Raw genomic sequence first — 18,081 nt, forward strand, 5'->3', positions numbered from 1 at the left:
AGGCTTTTTCTGTCTCTTAAGAATGGGGCAAAACGACTCCTAGCGCTTGATGAAGATGAGCGTAAGTAGTCACGTTAGTAAAATCAATCCCTAGCTGGACGGCTGTTTGAGCTATCTCAGGACGAATACCCGTCAAGATGGATTCCACGCCTGAAAGTTCTAGCATTTTAATGAGTTGAAAAATTTCGTTAGCGACCATCGTATCCATAATGGGAACTCCCGATAGATCGATGACAAGGTAAGATAGCTGAAGTTCCGAGCTCCGTTCAATGCCTTTTCGTTGAATAAGTGATGCGCGATATGTGTCAATTGTTCCAATAAGAGGCAACACGCCTATATCTTTGGCAATTAGAATAATTGGAACACTTAACTCGGTAATTTTGGTTTGCTGAGAAGCAATTTGCTCTTCGTTTAGTTGATTGGTATAGACTGTGACTTTATGAAGCAGTAAATCAAAGGATTTATTCATGTAACTGCCCCATCCTGCTAATCGACTTGCTTCAATTAAATGTTCATGCTCCGTGCTGAATTCTACCATCACATCCCAAAGGATTTGTCTCAAATTTGTTAGGCTGGCTACCGATTGCTGCAAGGAAAACGTATGGCTCGAGAAAATCCCAACAATTCGCCCCGCCCATTCTTGTACATCTCGGTTATTTGATTCTTGAAAGATCATTTGCTTAACAAAGTCAGAGCAAAACAATTTGATTTCGTTTTTTAATTCTGGGACTTTAAGAATAGCTGTATCTGTCGCTTCTTTTTCGTCCACAAGAAGTTGAAGTCTGTTTGTCCACTTTTCTCCAATTTCTTCAAGCCGGTCATGAAAGTATTCGACATACATCGTTTCAACTTTATCCATTGTTATGTCTCTCCTATTGATTAATGATAATTTATTGTTTCCCGAAAATGGAAGATTGTACACCTATTCCATGGTTATAAATACAACTGATCACGTGAAACCACTGAATCATTCAAAAGCGTACAACGCAACCCGCTTAGAAAGTAACAAAACGGAGGCTCCTTGAATAAGAGGCCTCCGTTTCTATTCTCTATTCGCTTTTTGGTTTCCTTCTAAACTTCATGAAGAATTCATACACGACGGGAACAATGATAAGCGTTAGAAGAGTTGAGCTTGTTAGTCCTCCAATAACGGTTACACCGAGACCTTTTGAAATAAGCGCTCCACCTTCTAAGCCAAATGCAAGTGGCGCTAGAGCCCCAATTGTGGCAAGAGCTGTCATTAAGATTGGACGAAGACGCGTTCCAGCAGCTTCGATCAAGGCTTCCCTTGTTGTTAACCCTTCTTTTTCTTTATGAATGACGCGATCAATCAATACAATTGCATTCGTTACAACGATACCAATTAACATGAGCATCCCAATTAGTGAAGAGATGCTAATCGTTTCACCAGCAATTAGAAGTCCCACAAGTCCACCAATAACGGTAAACGGAAGCGAGAACAAAATCGCAAGTGGTGCAAGACCGCCGCCAAATGTAATCACTAGTACCAGGTATACAATGGCTATCGCTGCTAGCATGGCTAGTCCGAGCTGAGTGAAGGATTCGTTTATATCTTGTGTTACACCACCAAGAGTGACTTCGGAAGAGTCAGGTAAATCCATCTCATCAATGGCTTCTTGAACATCGCTTGATACCTGACCAATATTGTCATCAAGTACTTCAGCCGTTACATTCGCATAAACTTTACCATCACGGCGTGTAATTGTATTCGACGATTGTCCTTCTTCAATTGTCGTCAGATCACTAAGTGGTACTTCCATACCAAGCGGTGATTGGATGGTCGTCTCTTCTAAATCACTTTTGTCTTTGAAAGTCTTTTCATTGACCTGGAGAACGACATTCAATTCTTCTCCATCTTTTTCAACAGTTGTCAGTACTGGCGCTTCTCCAGTATTACGAAGCTCCATTCCAATTTGGCCAGCTGTTAATCCAAATTCGCTTAGCTTTTCATCATTCGCTACAATTGTATACTGATCATAGGATTCCGAAATACTTGAACTAATGTTCGAGAGGTTATCTTCTTTCTCTAGCACAGAAGTAACGTCTTTTACAACAGGACCTAGATCCTCCATATTATCTTCATTAACGACTAAGGTAATCTGATTGCTTCCACCAGAAGCTGAGATATCCTGGTAGCCCCATTCCCCTTTTTCACTCAGCTGTTTTAAATCTTCAAGAACGGATTTACGCTCATCCTCAAATTCTTCTGTCTCTTCATCATAGCTAACAAAGAAAAGAACTTGATTACTAGCTCCAGGGTTCATCGGATTTTCTCCACCAACTGAATACTGAATCGTTTCTACATCTTCTTTATCGAGAAAATAACCTTCCGCCTCTAGCGCGAGATCATTTATATTTTCAGTCGTTTCACCCGGCTCTGGATTATACGTGGCAACAATCATCTTCTCTTGATCAGAAGGTAGGAAGCTTACACCTACAATTGGTGCAAGGAATAAACTGCCGACTAAAAGAAGAATGCTTGCTCCAAAGGTGATGATCTTATGGTTTAACGCCCAGTTTAATATCTTTTTATAGCGGTGAGCAAGACGGCCATTGCCTTCTTCCTTATGCTCTGTTTCTTTTCCTTTTTTCACTAAACCTTTTTTAAACAGCGAATGAGCCATCGCTGGCACAATTGTAATCGCAACAAGTAAAGAAGCTAGAAGCGCAAATACAATCGTTAGGGCAAAAGGTAGGAATAGCTCGCCTACAGGTCCTTGAACAAGACCAAGCGGTAAAAAGACCGCGATTGTTACAATTGTGGAAGACATGATTGGAAGGAACATTTCTTTTGTCGCTTCCGTAATGAGTTCTTTTCCTTTTAATTGTTCGCCCTTAATGGCCATTCGTCGATAAATATTCTCGATAACCACAATCGAGTCATCAACCACACGACCAATGGCAACCGTCATCGCCCCTAAGGTCATAATATTTAAAGTAATGTCTAACTGGTTTAACACCAATAGAGCAATTAATAAACTTAAAGGTATAGAAATGACAGAGATCAAGGTTGAGCGAATGTTACGCAAGAATAATAAGATAATCAGCACTGCAAATATAGCACCAATAATGGCTTTGTTCAGCATGGTACTGACTGATTCCTCAATCGGCTCCCCTTGATCAAAAATGGTCACAATACTCAAATCACTATTTGCATCCTCAAGCGATGCAATTTGATCTTTTACGCCATTAACAACATCTACTGTATTCGCATCGGCGCTTTTCGTAACTTGGATCCCGATTGATTCTTTCCCATTTGTACGGGAGATTGATTCTGCTTCACCAACTAATTTAATGTCTGCGATTTCCTGAAGCTGAACCGTTGGCACTTGAGGTTGAGATCCGTTAGCTCCTGTAGTAGCTGATGGAGCTTGTGGTTGCCCGCCTCCTGTAGTAGGTGATGGGGCTTGTGCTGGATCATTAGACGGTACTTGACTTTGCTGAGCTGGGACCGCTGGGATCTCGAGCTCTTTTAAATCTTCTAATGAAGAAACATTGCCATCCACAACGACAGCCTTTTGATTGTCTTCAAAGTTATATAAACCTAGAGGGATATTGACAGAAGAACCTTTAATCAAGTTTTTAACTGTCTCTTCATCTAGGCCATACTCTTTCATCTTATCTTCTTTAAACGAAAAAGAAATTTCTTCTACTTCTTGACCGGCAATCGAAACAGATGAGACCCCTTCGACACCTTCAATGGCAGGCAAAACTTTTTCTTCAACACGCTGAGTTAATTCAGTAAGTGAACTGTTATCTTCAGATACACTTAGCGACATGACAGGGAATGCATTAAAACTTAATCGAGATACATCCGGGTCCTGCACTTCATCAGGCAATGAAAGTGACTGTAGAGTTTCACGCACTTCGTCCTCAGCCTCATCCATGTTTTTACTAAAATTATATTCAATTTGAACATTCGAGGCATTTTCAAATGAAGAAGAACTTACTACATTTACCCCTGGAAGACTTTCTACTTTATTTTCGATCGGCTCTGAGACTTTATCCGACACTTCTTCAGGTGTAGCCCCTGGATAAACAGTTGTCACTGATACTAACGGGGTGTTAATATTTGGAATTGTTTCCATTTTCATATTAAAACCTGAGTATAATCCAGCAACTGTGATAATAATCGTTAGCAGCCAAACTGCAAACTTATTATTTAACGAAAATTGAATCAGCTTTCTCAAGCAACTTCCACTCCTTTTTCTCTACGCTTTTATGACTGACTGGTCATCACAAGATCACTATACTGAATAAAACGATATAATTCAAGCTATATTGTTTAATATATAGACACTACCGCTGAGCAAATGAAGCATTAGGAAAAAAACTTTGAACGTGATATAATGGCCATGACCAGTCGGTCAGTAAAAGCCGGTCAGTTCTTTGCTGACGAACAGAGGTGTATAATGAACGAAAAAAAGAAACTAATTATTGAATCAGCGATGCAGCTCTTTGCACATAAAGGATTCCATTCAACATCGATACAGGAAATTGCAAATGAAAGTGGAATTTCTAAAGGAGCCGTTTATCTTCATTTCCAATCGAAAGATGATGTGCTATATTCCATCTTTTCTTACTATTATGAGATGTTAAAAAAGAAACTATCCGATGCTAAACTGGAGTCTTTCACCCCTGAAGAACGTCTTGAAAAGCTACTGTATGTGCAAGCTAGAGAAATCGTGCAACATAAAGAGTTTATTATTATGCAATTCAGGGAACAGGCTATTTCGATGAACAAAGAAATAGATGAACTGATTTTGAAGATTAGAATGGAGTCGCTTGAAACGCTCGCAAGCAGTATCCAGGATTTATATGGTGAGCGGGTCACGCCTATTCTACCAGATTGCGTCTTGCTGCTTGATGGCATGTTCTCTTCTTACATCAAACTTATTGTTCTGCAGAATGCAGATTTTGATTTAGAAGAGCTTCCTCGCTTCATTTTAAAACGGTTAAATGACTTGGTGTATGGTATGTTCGAAAATAATACTGAGCCTTTTCTAACCATGAAACAAGCTTCTGCCATCTTTGAAAAAAGTAGTCAATCGGAAGGATGTCAAAAGCAGTCACCATCCTTTATCTTAACGAATATGGCTTCGACCATTAAACAGATGGGATTAGAAGAGAACAAAAGAAAAGAATTGCTTGAAACGGTTGATTTTCTATTAAAAGAAATTAACGAACCGAACCCAAGACGCTTTATCTTCAAAGGAATGCTACATCAATTTGAAGGATTCTCAGAACTTAACTCATATAAGAATGCCCTAGTGAACTCGCTAAACCTGAATCAGTAATTAGAAATTAGTGGAGGTGGAAGATTGTGAAAGAGCCGCTCCTGACCAAAGAAGAATTGAGACGCATTGTACGCGAGCTTCAATTAAAAGGAATTAACGCACAGCTTTGCTATCGAAAAGCATAAGTCCTCTCCCTCAAAAACGATCTAACATAAGATCGTTTTTTTGTTTACATATTTTCAACGAATCGGGTGTATACGAACTCCTCTTAGGTATAAACAAGTGAAGAAACGGTCCATACGGAGAGTAATGAAGCGTTTAACCTTATCAGACTTAAAATCTCCTTAGGAGAAACGAGAAGTATGACTCACTTTATGATCGTTTAACAATAAATTCACGTATATGACATAGGTTAACGATTAACGTATTGTGATCTTACCGACGGAATAGAGGTGGGTGCACCCTCACTTGGGAGAGTAGTTTTTGTGCAAGATGCTTCTTTTGAAAGAATTGTAGATCAGTATACCCCACTTATTAAAAGTCAAATTCACAAATTAAACCTTACAACAAACTATCCCTTATACGAACAGGCGGCGTTGATTGCGCTTTGGGAATGTGTAATGAATTATCGCGATGACAAAGGAAGCTTCTCTGCCTATGCCTATTTAAAAATACGCGGAAAGCTACTTGATGAAAGGAGAAAAGAAATCCGCACTGCTAAAAAACTTTCTTTAAATGCTGATTGGAGTGAACATGAAGAGGTTTTCTGCGCTCCTCATCCGAATGACCCGCATACCTTTCATTTAACTTCCCTTACCATTAACCAAAGAAAATGGGTTGATCAAGTACTCCTTAAAGGTCATTCTTTAAAAAGTGTGGCTGCTGCTGAAGGGGTTAGTGTAGAAGCTGTAAAATCGTGGAGAAAGAGCGCCCTAGTTAAATTACGAAAACAAGGTGCTACTTCCCTGTCAACATAGCGGAAGGCGATTAGATCTAAGCCATAAAATCCTGTAACCTCTCATTTGAGGTAAAAAAAAGAAAACACTCCGTGGGAGTGTTTTCTACTTTTATTAGCGGTTGTATTTCTTTTTGAACTTTTCAACACGACCACCAGCATCGTTAAAGCGCTGCTGACCAGTATAGAATGGGTGAGATTCAGAACTAATATCAACTTTAATTAGCGGATATTCGCTACCGTCTTCCCACTCAATAGTTTCATTAGATCCCATAGTAGAACCAGTTAGAAACTTAAAACCAGTACTAACGTCTAAAAATACAACTTGCTGGTATTTTGGATGGATTCCTTCCTTCATTGCTAGACCTCCTTTATCAATCAAATCATCATTTACGTTAAATGAATGGTATAGAAATAAACAGAGGTTTGGACCCTTAAATCTATGGGCACCAAAACCCGTCCTTTCTAGTATATAATTTTTATGCCATTTGTTCAAACATTGTATGAAAGTTTTTTTAAGAATTTATTGATTACATATGTATGTCACACACGCCCATTAGGTAATAAGTCCTTATTTTACAGAAAATAGAGAAATTTCCGATATCATTCGAACGAATTTTAAGAAAAAGCATTGACGAAAACGCGTCTGATTTGTCATGATTGGTGTACAAATCGATTCTTGAGGAGGATGTTGAGATGAAAGATGCGAGTCATGAGGAGATCCTACTAATTCAACAAATTCGTGATTGTATTTCTGAATTCCAAAACGATTACCCACCAGTCGTCAAAGAAGCCCTTTTCCACTCGATTCAGACGTTAACTTCTCAATTGGTTGACGGAGGTCAAACGTTGATAAGAAGTTAGCAAATCATCTAATTCTTGACTACACTGTAATGTTTCTTTATGTGATATGCCTTTTGCAGTGCCAATCTCGATCATTTCCTCTTGCTTACGCTTAATCCAATGGAGCAATTCTTCTTTTGCATCCTGTTTCACATATAACAAGGCTCGCCACCCCCTCCTCTTATAAGTACAAGCTCTATTATCCAAATTATCTGCTGCCTTGTGAAGGCTTTCGTCAAAACTAGACAAAATCATTTATTATCTCTCTTAATGTGTTCTTTACAGTATTCGAACAGTCCCTTAATATAAGTCCATTTAATTAAAAAATAACAGCTTCCTTGAAGAAGCTGTTAGGAACTAACTTTTGATTTTACTTGTTGCAAGGATTCCCTCGTAATCGAAAGATAGTAATAAAACAATTCTGTTTGTGAACATTCATATAGTTGCTTATGCTTCACTTTGTATATACCTCGATCCAAAAGAAGAACAATTAGTTCATCCTTCGATCGATATGAAAATTCCTTTTTCATGATTTTCCTCCATGGTTCTACTCAACTTCCAACATGCCATCTTCATAATAATCAAGCGTTAACTTACCATCTGAATGGAGCTGTGCTAGAAAAACATCTTCTACAGTGACACTTTTTTCAGATAACATTTTTCTAAGCCAGGCCTCACTATGGCCGATTTCAGTTAATACTTCTTTTATGATTTCGCCATCCATAATGACCGTTTTCGGTTCTTTATCAGCAGGTAGATGAAGCCAAAGTTCAGACGGTTTGACCGTTCGATAATCGCGTTTTAATAAAATACTGAGCTCTCCATCTGATTCAAGAAGTGCAAATTCGACTTCATTGGCCGAAAAGACGCTCTTTTTTCGCAGCATCTCTAGCAGTTCATCTGTTGTAAATCGTTCCTTCTTCAAGTTCTCTTCAAGTATCTTTCCATCTTTGATAAATACTCTCGCCTTCCCCTCTACAAAATCCCTCACCTTTTTATTTTTCAGGGAAATATAGCTTAAGAAGATAGAAATGAGTGTCCAGATCAAAATACTTGTGACTCCGTGAAGCAAACTAACTCCAACATCCATCGATAAACTGCCTGCAATATCACCGATAATAATACCTACAATATATTCGAAGTAAGATAGCTTTGATAACTGTTTTTTACCAAGTAGCTTTGTAATGATAAAAAGTCCAATAAGTATGAACAGTGATCTTAGAATAACTTCTATCCAGTCCATCATATGTCTATTCCCCTTTTTTTTGACGTAAAACCACTTCTTTTTTCCATATTGTAGTAGTTTGTCCTGAATTGAACCTTTATACACGACTTTCCAGGGTAGCATTTTACAATGTGCTTTCCAAATTAGGATATGTAGGAGTTAGACTTTACACCGGATGATGTTATCTATACACAGTTCAATAGATACGGTAAGATGAAAAAACAAAGGAACTGGCGAATGAGAAAGGAAGATATGATGCTTTTAAAAGCAAAAGAACAGTTGAAACAGCATTTTGGATATGATGAATTTCGAGGTGGACAGGAAGAGATTATTTCGAGTGTTCTATCTCACCATAATACGCTAGGGATTATGCCTACTGGCGGTGGTAAATCGATCTGCTATCAGATCCCAGCTCTTATATCAGAGGGACTAACGATTGTCATCTCTCCACTTATTTCATTGATGAAAGATCAGGTTGACGCGCTTGCGAGTTACGGAATCGATGCCGCATACATTAACAGCTCACTGACAGAAACCGAGATAAGAGAGCGAATGATGGAAGCTGAAAATGGAGAATTAACGTTACTCTATGTTGCTCCGGAACGTCTGGAAGCACCTACTTTTCAGCGTTTATTGCAGCGAACGACCATTTCTCTCATTGCAGTCGATGAGGCACACTGTATTTCTCAGTGGGGACATGATTTTAGACCTAGCTATATGAAAATTAGCCAAATGCTCCATCACTTTGAAGATCAGCCGCCTGTTGTTGCTTTAACGGCTACAGCGACACCTGAAGTTATTCAAGATATTCAGCGACTGCTAAATATCGTTCCAGAACAAACGTTTATCTCTGGTTTTGCACGAGAAAACTTACATTTCTCAGTTATTAAGGGAGAAAAGAAAAAAACGTTTATCGACAAATATCTTAGTCAAAACGTAACGGAATCTGGAATTATCTACACGGCAACCCGCAAAGAAGCGGACCACCTATACAATTCACTTCTAAAACAAGGGATTAAAGTAGGCAAGTATCATGCGGGGATGACAGAGCATGAGCGTAAAATTGCTCAGGAGGAGTTTTTGTTCGATAATATTTCAGTGATGGTTGCTACGAATGCTTTTGGAATGGGCATTGATAAGTCCAACGTTCGATTTGTCATTCATCATAACCTTCCAAAAAATATGGAATCTTATTATCAAGAAGCTGGCCGTGCCGGTCGTGACGGAGAAGAAAGTGATTGTTTTGTTCTCTTCTCACCTGGCGATATTCACGTCCAAAAGTTTTTAATTGAGCAAAACCAACATGAGCCAGAAAGAAAATCAGCTGATCTCTCAAAATTAAAAGCCATGGTTGATTATTGTCATACTGAAAAATGCCTTCAAGGAACGATTCTTCACTATTTTGGTGATGAACGACCAGGCTACCAATGTGGGAAATGTAGCAATTGTATTGATGATCGAGAAGCTGTTGAAATTACACGTGAAGCACAAATGATATTTTCTACCATTAAACGAGTGAACGAACGCTTTGGCAAAACAATGATCGCCCAAATCCTAAAAGGATCAAAGTCTAAGCGAATAAATGAGCTCAGCCTAAACAGCGTTTCGACGTTTGGTTTATTGAAGCACCTTACACAGCAGGAAATTGTTGATATGATTGACTTTCTAACAGCAGAACAGTACCTCCTTTTAACAGAAAGCAAATACCCAACATTAATTCTTCAAGAAAAAACGCTACCTGTATTAAAAGGACAAGAAACGATCTTCAAGAAAGTTGCTCGCAAGCCTGTTTCAATCGAGGAAGATGATCAGCTCTTCACACAGCTAAGAACCTTACGAAAGCAGATTGCTGATCGAGACAACGTTCCCCCATACGTTGTGTTTGCCGACAGTACATTACGAGAAATGAGTGCAAACATGCCGTCCTCTCGTGAAGAAATGCTGCAAATTAAAGGTGTTGGAGAGATGAAGTATGATAAATACGGCGAAGCCTTTTTAGAGCTTTTGCTTTCCGCTAAATCAACGCCAGCTTCTTCTGAAGATGCAAGTCATAGAGCTTCACTTAAATTATTTGAAGAAGGCAAAGACATTTTAAACATTGCTGCTGCTCGATCATTAAGCCCTACTACAGTAGAAAGTCACTTGCTAAAAGCTTTGGAAGAAGGTTTATTTCAAGACACAACTCGACTGCTTGATCAGGAAACAGAAAATGTGATTTTAGAAAAAGCTGAATCAGTTGGATTTGATAAATTAAAACCAATAAAAGAAGCTCTTCCTGAAACATTCACTTACTTTCAAATAAAAGTAGCTTTAACGAAAAATCGTCTCACTTCAAAAAAGTAACGTCAAAAAAGAGGATGAGCACATCCTCTTTCTTTTTGTTATTCATAACGAAGAGAATCGATCGGGTCGAGTCTTGAAGCTTTATTCGCAGGCAAGAGACCAAAGGCGATCCCAATAAGCATTGAAAATAGAACGGCTCCAAGAACAACCTGCCACGAAATCAAGGATGGCCAGTCCGCAAAGAACGACACAAGATACGCTGTCCCTGCTCCAAGCACGATACCGATGATCCCACCAATTAGGGTAAGGATGATCGATTCAACGAGAAACTGAAGAAGTATTTGCTGTCTCGTCGCTCCTAATGACTTTCGAATTCCTATTTCACGTGTTCGCTCGGTGACAGAGACAAGCATAATATTCATGACACCAATGCCTCCGACAAGAAGTGAAATACCGGCAATACTACCAATAATGGTAGTCATAATCGTTGTCACTTGACCTATTCCCTGAGCGATTTCCTCCATATTAATCACCTGGTAGGAGTCTTCGGTATCATGCAACTGATTTAATACTGTCGTTGCACGGTCTCCAATCGGTTGAATGTCATCCGCATTTTGGACCTGAAGCGTTACCTGACTATAATTACTTGTTCCAAGCATATTGCGCATCGACGTCCACGGTATATAGGCTTCCACAGAACCGAATGCAAAAAGACCAGTGGGCTTTTCTAGTACACCGATCACTTCTACAGGCTGAACACCAATACGAATAATTTCCCCAATCGGTGATTCCCCTTCAAATAACTCTTCCTGCATCGCTGCACTGACAACCGCTACCCTACGACCACCAAGAAAATCTGCACTCGTAAAAGAGCGACCTTCTTCCACTTTAAGTTGATTCACATCCAAATACGCTTCATTAATGCCAGTAATAGACGTTTCTGCTTCTTCATCACGTAGCCTGGCAGTTGAAAATTCCGAGGAAGAGGCGACAACATTTGATACCTTTTCGATTCCTTCTAACTGTCGAATGTCTTCTTGGGTAAATGGATTCTCCTCCCATTTCCCCTGCTGCATTTCCTCCTCTGAAGGCTGGTAAAAGACTTCAATTGAATTTCCATCTCCTGCAATTTGGGATTTCAGCATCGCTTCTCCACCTTGGCCGATCGCCACAACGACAATAACGGCAGCGACACCAATGATAATTCCGAGCATCGTTAAAATCGATCGCATCTTATGTGCCCTCACTGACATGAGAGCCATTTTAATATTCTCCCAAAGACTCACTGCGTTTGTCCCCCTTTCTCCAAAGGGTTCTGGCCAAGTAAGCCATCTCTTACGTATATCACTCGATTGGCGTATTCAGCCACTTCTGGTTCATGCGTCACCACAACAATTGTTGTTCCCTCTTGATTAAGCTGGACAAATAAATCCATTATGGCAACACTTGTCTCAGTATCGAGAGCGCCTGTGGGCTCATCAGCAAGGATCAGCGATGGGTCATTCACAAGTGCCCTCGCAATCGCGACTCGTTGCTTTTGACCACCAGAAAGCTCATTTGGAAGGTGTGCTACTCGATCCTGCAAGCCAACTTTTGCTAGAGCATCGCGTGCGCGTTCTTCCCGCTCTTTTTTAGAAGCACCTGCGTAAACCATAGGAAGCTCAACATTTTTAAGCGCGGTTAGCCTTGGCAGCAATTGAAACTGTTGAAACACAAAACCAATGGATTGATTTCGTACTTTTGCTAACTCTTGATCTTTATGTTGTGAGACATCTTCTTCATTTAAATAGTAAGAACCCGTTGTCGGGCGATCTAGGCAGCCAATGATATTCATCAAAGTTGATTTCCCCGACCCTGATGGCCCCATGATAGCGACAAATTCTCCACTTTTGATTTCAAGACTTATTCCTCTCAGCACGTTTACTGCTTCCTTGCCTAGTGAATAGCTTTTTGTTATATCCTCAAGTTGGATCATTCCACGGTCACTTCCATCTTATCCTTTAGATGATCAGGAGCTTCCACCACAACTTGAGCTTTCTCAGATAATCCTTTTGTTACTTCAATCCGTTTTGTCGTGGAAGTACCTGTTTCAATTTGACGTTTCACTGCCTTCCCATCTTCTACAACAAATACAAAAGATTCATCCCCATCTTGTTGCACCGCTTCTAAAGGTACCGTTAAAGCTTCGTGTGAATCTGTTTCAATTTCAAGTATCATTTGAAAGCCAGGCTTTAAATCCACATCCTCTGGATCATTAAATTTAACAGAAACGGGATATTGCACAGCAGACGTATTCGCTTCAGTTGAAGACGCTTGTGGTAAATAACCTACTTCCATAATTTCTGCTTCCCACTCTTCATTAGGGAGTACATCTGTTGTAATCGTTACCCTTTGACCAGCTTCGATGTTTAACGTATCGTATTCCGAAAGCGTGCCTTCTACGATCAGATTTTTCATACTTCCAATTCGTAAGAGAGGCTTCTCCATTTGGGTTGACTCCGGTATACTTGCATCATTTACTTCTAGAACAATACCGCTAATGTCACTTGTTACCTCAAGTTCACTAATCTTCTGTTTTAAACGATCTCGCTGAAGTAATGCCTGACGTAAATCAAGATTCGCCATCCGCTTATCCATCTTGACCTGATCGATTTCAGCTTCCATCGTTTCTTCTGCTTCTTCATCTCCAACATCATCAGCTAAATCACTTTGTTTTTCCTTAAGACGCTTTTCTTGTTTATCAAGCGAGTTGATTCGCAGATAAAGCGATTCGATGTTGATCTCATTTTGTTCTTTCTCCATATCTAAATCCTTGTTCTCATATCTAACAACCGGATCTCCTTTTTTAACGGTATCTCCTTCTTTAACAAGAATCTCTTTCAGCACGCCTTTACTCGCATCCTGATAAAGGGTACTTTCATCTGCCATGGCCAACGTTCCAGGGGTCATGATCGTTGACTTCATTTCTTTCACTTTCGCCGTTTCTGTTCCGACAGTAGCCGTTCGATCAGCATACGTACGATAAATATTTGCACCTACTATGAGAACAATGATGATACTTACTGCAATGATGATCCATACTTTCTTTTTCATTCGTTACATCCCTGACATGGTACTCATCATACCACCAACCGCTGCAGCACCAACTGTAAAGACAAGGAAGATAATGGCGATCGTCCATGCAAGCCCCTTTGGCCACTTAGCTGTTATTCGAAGTCCAATTCCTGTTAAGACAATCGTCCAGATTCCAAAGATTTCAATTCCATTAAGAAAAGCACCAACGGATCCCTCTGAACCAACTAGCGCACCAAGACTTGTATAAAGCTCACTCGGTGATCCACCTAGTAGCGCAAGAAGAAGACCATTTAACACTAAGCCAATTGCACTAATAAAACTAATATAGGTATTCATAGAGAAAAATTGCTTAAATGTAGCTTCAGAGCTTGTCGCTTTATTGATTAACCAAAAAATAAAGCTTGAGAAGAGAATGCCAAAAATCGGACCGAGCGCAGAAAAAACAACGGTTGAAATCTTTGAAAATAAGATAATCCCGTCTATATTTTCCCCTTCTAACTCCGTTGTAGTAAATTGTTCTTCAAAGCCTGGACCGATCACCATTAGCCAGCCTCCAATTAATGAGAGCAATGTTACGATAATAAGGGGTACCCATACTTTCGGATTGGAGCGTATGGTGGCAAACTGTTCTCCTGGACTCCATATCATCCCAAATACCGAAGGTTTTTCTGTTTTACCTGTTTCTTCAAACGTTTCGTTCACTATGTACACAACCTTTCAAATAATGTCACCTGTTTCTACGACTCTCGTTAAAAGAAGGTTCCATGTTTTTGAAAAAAAGTTAATTTTTTTGATGCAAGTTACTTTATGTCCATCAAAAAAAGCCGATTATTTTTTAAAATAATCAGCCTCCAATTATATTGATGAATAGCTGCTCTCTTTTTGAACTTGGTTCAGAAAAGAGTTGGCATGCCCTAATGGCGCTACAACGCATAACGTTGCGTCTAGCTATAGTGCAAACGCAGCTTCATGATGTAGTCGACATCACCAAATTCGAGAGATTCTAAGATCTCTTCCTCTGAGAATCCAGTAGCCGTCGCGATCGTCCTGATGTACGGTCTTTTCTCTAACTTTATGCATCGTGCCCTGGCTTTCTGTGTCTGGTAAAGGACTTGCGAGTAGCGATTGTTAAACACGATTCGCTTCACTGTTTTCTCCTTTCACACCCATAATGCATGCTCGCAACGCTAAGGTTGAGTGCCATGGGCATGTATATACCTATACCCCGGAGAAAGAAATTAGAAACAGTATTTATTTACACAACAACCACTATTTTTCTTACGCTGCCGCTTACGGATTCATTCTTGCTCCATAACTGATGTATTAACCAAATGGAACTGACATGAATTTCACTTAAAAACAAGAACCCTAGATTAGTGCGTCTTCTTCTTGATAAAGCATCGTTTTTATCATCATGTGGTATCTATCCATAATTTGCTCTTTGGTGAGTGGGAGAACGCGAACAAAATCTTCCACTACATCTTTATCCGAACGAAGCCATGCATGGTAGGATCGTTTTATATAACGCTCTGCATCTTCAAACTGATCAAATACGATATCTTCTACAAGACCACGACACATCACTTCCCACTTACCTTCTCGCCCAGGGCGAATATAGATGATTTTGCCATCATGATTTTCGTAGAAAGACCCACTTTCACTGTTACGCTCATTCAGCTTATTCCGTTCAGGATCTTTTCGAATTGGTTTAAGCTTAAAGGAAGGCTCAACAAAAATTTGGAACGTGTCATCATTTAGTTCACAACCTGCAGCTTTAGGGTGGCCACCACCACCATAACGAGAGGCAAATTCTGATACATCTGCACCGTCATGTATCGTCCGAAAACCTAAGCGTCTGCTGCCCGGGTTCATGATCGTAATGAAATCAAGATGCGGATTTCGCTTATTTAACTCATTTCCAAGTTCTGAATGATAGGACTCTGCATGTACAAGACCAATACAATATTCATCGACAAACATTTGCACAAGCTGACGGTTTTTCTGATGAATGTACCGTTCAATCTTACGTTCTTCAAGATCAAGAATCATTTCCTCTGAATCATTAAACCTAAAGGAATCAGGCTCACGCGTTAAACGCCTGATCATTTCCGCTTTAAAGGTTTCTCTTCCCATGATGGAGAACAAATCGTTTAAGCGTTTCGCATCTACTTCGTTTTCTTCTTCCCATTCCCATGTATCATACTTTCGAACAAGCTCAAGAAATTCTTCAAGACTTTCCAAACGCTCGATCTTTTCTTTTTCTAATAGATAATTATAAAAAAGAGTAGCGGCACACGTTTTTTGATCTTCTCCTGGATCAACATACCCCCATTTATACTCATTAAAATGCATGGCGGTAGCATGATGATCAATCATTTGAATATGAGACCCTGCCCGAAACCGTTCATCTAAAAGCTTTTCGACGTGCTGATTGACTGATAAGTCGGTAATAAAAATGGGATCCCCACTCTTTTGTTGTAGAAACCCTTCCACCCGGTCATCTAAGTTACGATATGTACAATGGGTAACATCTACCTCTTTATCGAAGGCCAGTTCAGCTATGAGCGCACAGGCCGTTCCATCAAGATCGCTGTCAGTAAATAATTTTATCATTCTTTCATTCCTCCTATTCCCTAGTAGTATGTACGCCAATTTGCAATTCATGAAAACTCATACGACAGAAAAAAAGCGAGCATATGCCCGCTTCTATCTTGCAATTTTTCAATTATACATGTCAGTCCCCTATCATGTCCAATAGGTCAACACTGCACGTGCGTGCTTATTGGAGTCTTATGATTTCGAATTAACCTGAAATTGTTCACGTAGTCGAAACTTTTGAATTTTACCACTTGCATTACGCGGTAGCTCTTCTACGAACAAATATTTTCGCGGTCGTTTATAGTCAGCAAGATTCGGACTTTCTTTACAGTAGTGATCTAAATCAGCTTCTGTGAGCGATGGCTGTTTTCTTACAATAATGGCAGTAACAATTTCTCCCCACTTTTCATCAGGCTCCCCGAGCACCGCGACGTCAAGTACTCCCTCGTGCCCATGTAGTACATCTTCCACTTCTCTTGGATAGACGTTTTCTCCTCCTGAAATGATCATATCATCGACACGATCAGAGATATAGACATATCCATCTTCATCCATATAACCAAGGTCTCCTGAATGGTACCACCCCTTATACATAGCGTCCTTCGTTGCTTCTGGACGATTGTAATAGCCGATCATCATACATGGTCCTTTTACAATGATCTCACCAACTTCACCAGCAGGTAGCTCATCGTCTGGCTCAGACGGCCCGTGCTCATTCGGTCTAACGATTCTCACCTCATGATTTAGGGCGGCTCTTCCTGCAGATCCGACTTTGGTTAACTGCTCATGCTCATCAAGAAAGGTCACTGCTGGTCCCATTTCAGTCATGCCATACGCCTGAATAAGATTAATCCCGAGCTTTTCTTTCACAGCAACAACGAGTGACGGGGCCATTGGGGCAGCACCATATAATCCCACTCTTAAGCTGCTTCGATCAAACGTTGCATACTCTTCCTGTAATATCATATTCCACATCGTAGGAGCTGCGAAGAAAACGGATATTTTTTCACTTTCAATCACCTGAAGCACTTTTTTAGGTTCAAAGTGATGAATGATGACATTAGTAGCGCCAAAATGAACCCTTGGTAAAAAGTTGCAGTGCAGTTCAGCACAATGAAACATTGGAGCTGCAACGAGTCCTCGATCCGCTTGTTTTAAATTGAGAGAAGCCCCACAGAGAATACTTTGCTCAAGCATATTTCGATGACGATGCATGACTCCTTTTGGTCGTCCTGTTGTACCACTTGTGTACATAATGGCATACGTATCATTTTCGTCCACTTCACACGACGGTTCGCCACTATGTGAAAGTCGAACATGTTTCTTGTAGCTATCAGCATACGCTGGTACGCTCTCCTCAGTTGACCAGAATGAGACATCTGGATAACGCGCTTGAATTTCTGCGACGATTGGTTCAAGAGCATGCTCAAATACGAAAACACTCGGTTTTGCATCCTCAATAATGTAAGCGATCTCATTTGATTTCAAGCGAAAATTTATTGGATTTAAGACAGCGCCTATTTTTGCGCAGGAAAAAAATAATGTTGCCAGTTCAATCGTATTAAATAAAAATGTAGATACACGATCTCCTTTTTTTACTCCGGCATCTAGAAGGGCATTGGAAAGCCGATTTACCTCGATGTTCCATTCGTGATAAGTCCACCTAGTGCCCCGATCCACATCGACAAGGGCTTCTTCTTTTCCATACTTTTTCACCGTTTGAAGAAATAGAGAACCGATTGTACTATACATATTAACCCCTCCATTTTCTTAACAATGTTTTAGTGAGCGTATGTATAGTTCCATTCGCATAAGTAGAAACCCTTCTTTATCAGAATATTTAA

At 40.0% G+C, this 18,081-nt stretch carries 17 protein-coding genes; 4 read left to right on the forward strand and 13 right to left on the reverse strand.

All coding sequences use genetic code 11. From position 1 onward, the window contains the following. Positions 1 to 16: 16 nt before the first annotated feature. A complete protein-coding gene (locus tag LC090_RS14240) occupies positions 17 to 859 on the reverse strand; it encodes an STAS domain-containing protein (RefSeq protein WP_226658694.1) in 843 nt (280 codons plus the stop codon). 190 nt (positions 860 to 1,049) lie between these two features. Then, positions 1,050 to 4,211, reverse strand: a complete 3,162-nt coding sequence (locus LC090_RS14245; protein ID WP_226658695.1) for an efflux RND transporter permease subunit — start codon at positions 4,209 to 4,211, stop codon at positions 1,050 to 1,052. A 222-nt stretch (positions 4,212 to 4,433) separates the two neighbouring features. On the opposite strand from LC090_RS14245, the gene LC090_RS14250 reads away from it, so the two are divergent. Continuing rightward, positions 4,434 to 5,318, forward strand: a complete 885-nt coding sequence (locus tag LC090_RS14250; protein ID WP_226658696.1) for a TetR/AcrR family transcriptional regulator — start codon at positions 4,434 to 4,436, stop codon at positions 5,316 to 5,318. Between the two features lie 425 nt (positions 5,319 to 5,743). Beyond that, complete coding sequence (locus LC090_RS14255; protein ID WP_226658697.1) at positions 5,744 to 6,235, forward strand: sigma factor; 492 nt, start codon at positions 5,744 to 5,746, stop codon at positions 6,233 to 6,235. Between the two features lie 93 nt (positions 6,236 to 6,328). Here the strand turns inward: LC090_RS14255 and LC090_RS14260 are convergent, their stop codons facing one another. Further along, positions 6,329 to 6,571, reverse strand: a complete 243-nt coding sequence (locus LC090_RS14260; protein ID WP_048310190.1) for a type B 50S ribosomal protein L31 — start codon at positions 6,569 to 6,571, stop codon at positions 6,329 to 6,331. 338 nt (positions 6,572 to 6,909) lie between these two features. Here LC090_RS14260 and LC090_RS14265 point away from each other — a divergent pair, with 338 nt between their 5' ends. Beyond that, positions 6,910 to 7,077 (forward strand): hypothetical protein, encoded by a 168-nt coding sequence (locus LC090_RS14265; protein ID WP_226659411.1) that lies wholly within the window; start codon positions 6,910 to 6,912, stop codon positions 7,075 to 7,077. Here LC090_RS14265 and LC090_RS22190 read toward each other — a convergent pair. The 3 genes from LC090_RS22190 to LC090_RS14280 form a co-directional block, all read right to left on the reverse strand. Further along, on the reverse strand, positions 7,030 to 7,311 hold the full coding sequence (locus tag LC090_RS22190; protein WP_226658698.1) for a Spo0E family sporulation regulatory protein-aspartic acid phosphatase: 282 nt from the start codon (positions 7,309 to 7,311) through the stop codon (positions 7,030 to 7,032). The genes LC090_RS14265 and LC090_RS22190 overlap by 48 nt on opposite strands. A 95-nt stretch (positions 7,312 to 7,406) precedes the next feature. Next, positions 7,407 to 7,586, reverse strand: a complete 180-nt coding sequence (fbpA, locus tag LC090_RS14275; protein WP_226658699.1) for a Fur-regulated basic protein FbpA — start codon at positions 7,584 to 7,586, stop codon at positions 7,407 to 7,409. Positions 7,587 to 7,603: 17 nt separating this feature from the next. Further along, positions 7,604 to 8,302, reverse strand: coding sequence for a DUF421 domain-containing protein (locus tag LC090_RS14280; RefSeq protein WP_226658700.1), 699 nt, complete (start codon positions 8,300 to 8,302; stop codon positions 7,604 to 7,606). Between the two features lie 216 nt (positions 8,303 to 8,518). Here LC090_RS14280 and recQ point away from each other — a divergent pair, with 216 nt between their 5' ends. Next, complete coding sequence (gene recQ / locus LC090_RS14285) at positions 8,519 to 10,624, forward strand: DNA helicase RecQ (protein WP_226658701.1); 2,106 nt, start codon at positions 8,519 to 8,521, stop codon at positions 10,622 to 10,624. A 38-nt stretch (positions 10,625 to 10,662) separates the two neighbouring features. Here the strand turns inward: recQ and LC090_RS14290 are convergent, their stop codons facing one another. The 7 genes from LC090_RS14290 to LC090_RS14320 form a co-directional block, all read right to left on the reverse strand. Beyond that, on the reverse strand, positions 10,663 to 11,850 hold the full coding sequence (locus LC090_RS14290; protein ID WP_226658702.1) for an ABC transporter permease: 1,188 nt from the start codon (positions 11,848 to 11,850) through the stop codon (positions 10,663 to 10,665). Beyond that, positions 11,847 to 12,539, reverse strand: coding sequence for an ABC transporter ATP-binding protein (locus tag LC090_RS14295; RefSeq protein ID WP_226658703.1), 693 nt, complete (start codon positions 12,537 to 12,539; stop codon positions 11,847 to 11,849). Before LC090_RS14295 ends, LC090_RS14290 begins: the two co-directional genes overlap by 4 nt. Next, entirely contained in the window at positions 12,536 to 13,657 is a 1,122-nt protein-coding gene (locus LC090_RS14300; RefSeq protein WP_226658704.1) for an efflux RND transporter periplasmic adaptor subunit, read from the reverse strand. The genes LC090_RS14295 and LC090_RS14300 overlap by 4 nt, the downstream gene beginning before the upstream one ends. 3 nt (positions 13,658 to 13,660) lie before the next feature. Then, a complete protein-coding gene (locus LC090_RS14305) occupies positions 13,661 to 14,341 on the reverse strand; it encodes a Yip1 family protein (RefSeq protein WP_226658705.1) in 681 nt (226 codons plus the stop codon). Between the two features lie 242 nt (positions 14,342 to 14,583). Further along, positions 14,584 to 14,787, reverse strand: a complete 204-nt coding sequence (locus LC090_RS14310; RefSeq protein WP_226658706.1) for a hypothetical protein — start codon at positions 14,785 to 14,787, stop codon at positions 14,584 to 14,586. A gap of 220 nt (positions 14,788 to 15,007) precedes the next feature. After that, the gene (locus LC090_RS14315; RefSeq protein ID WP_226658707.1) at positions 15,008 to 16,252 is read right to left on the reverse strand and encodes a DHH family phosphoesterase; all 1,245 of its coding nucleotides are present in this window, start codon (positions 16,250 to 16,252) and stop codon (positions 15,008 to 15,010) included. Positions 16,253 to 16,429: 177 nt separating this feature from the next. Beyond that, positions 16,430 to 17,989 carry a fatty acid--CoA ligase gene (locus LC090_RS14320; protein ID WP_226658708.1) on the reverse strand — a complete coding sequence of 520 codons (1,560 nt, stop codon included), beginning with the start codon at positions 17,987 to 17,989 and terminating at the stop codon, positions 16,430 to 16,432. Positions 17,990 to 18,081: the final 92 nt, after the last annotated feature.

It is taken from the genome of Guptibacillus hwajinpoensis (genome assembly GCF_020524165.1).
Lineage (GTDB): Bacteria > Bacillota > Bacilli > Bacillales > Guptibacillaceae > Guptibacillus > Guptibacillus hwajinpoensis_D.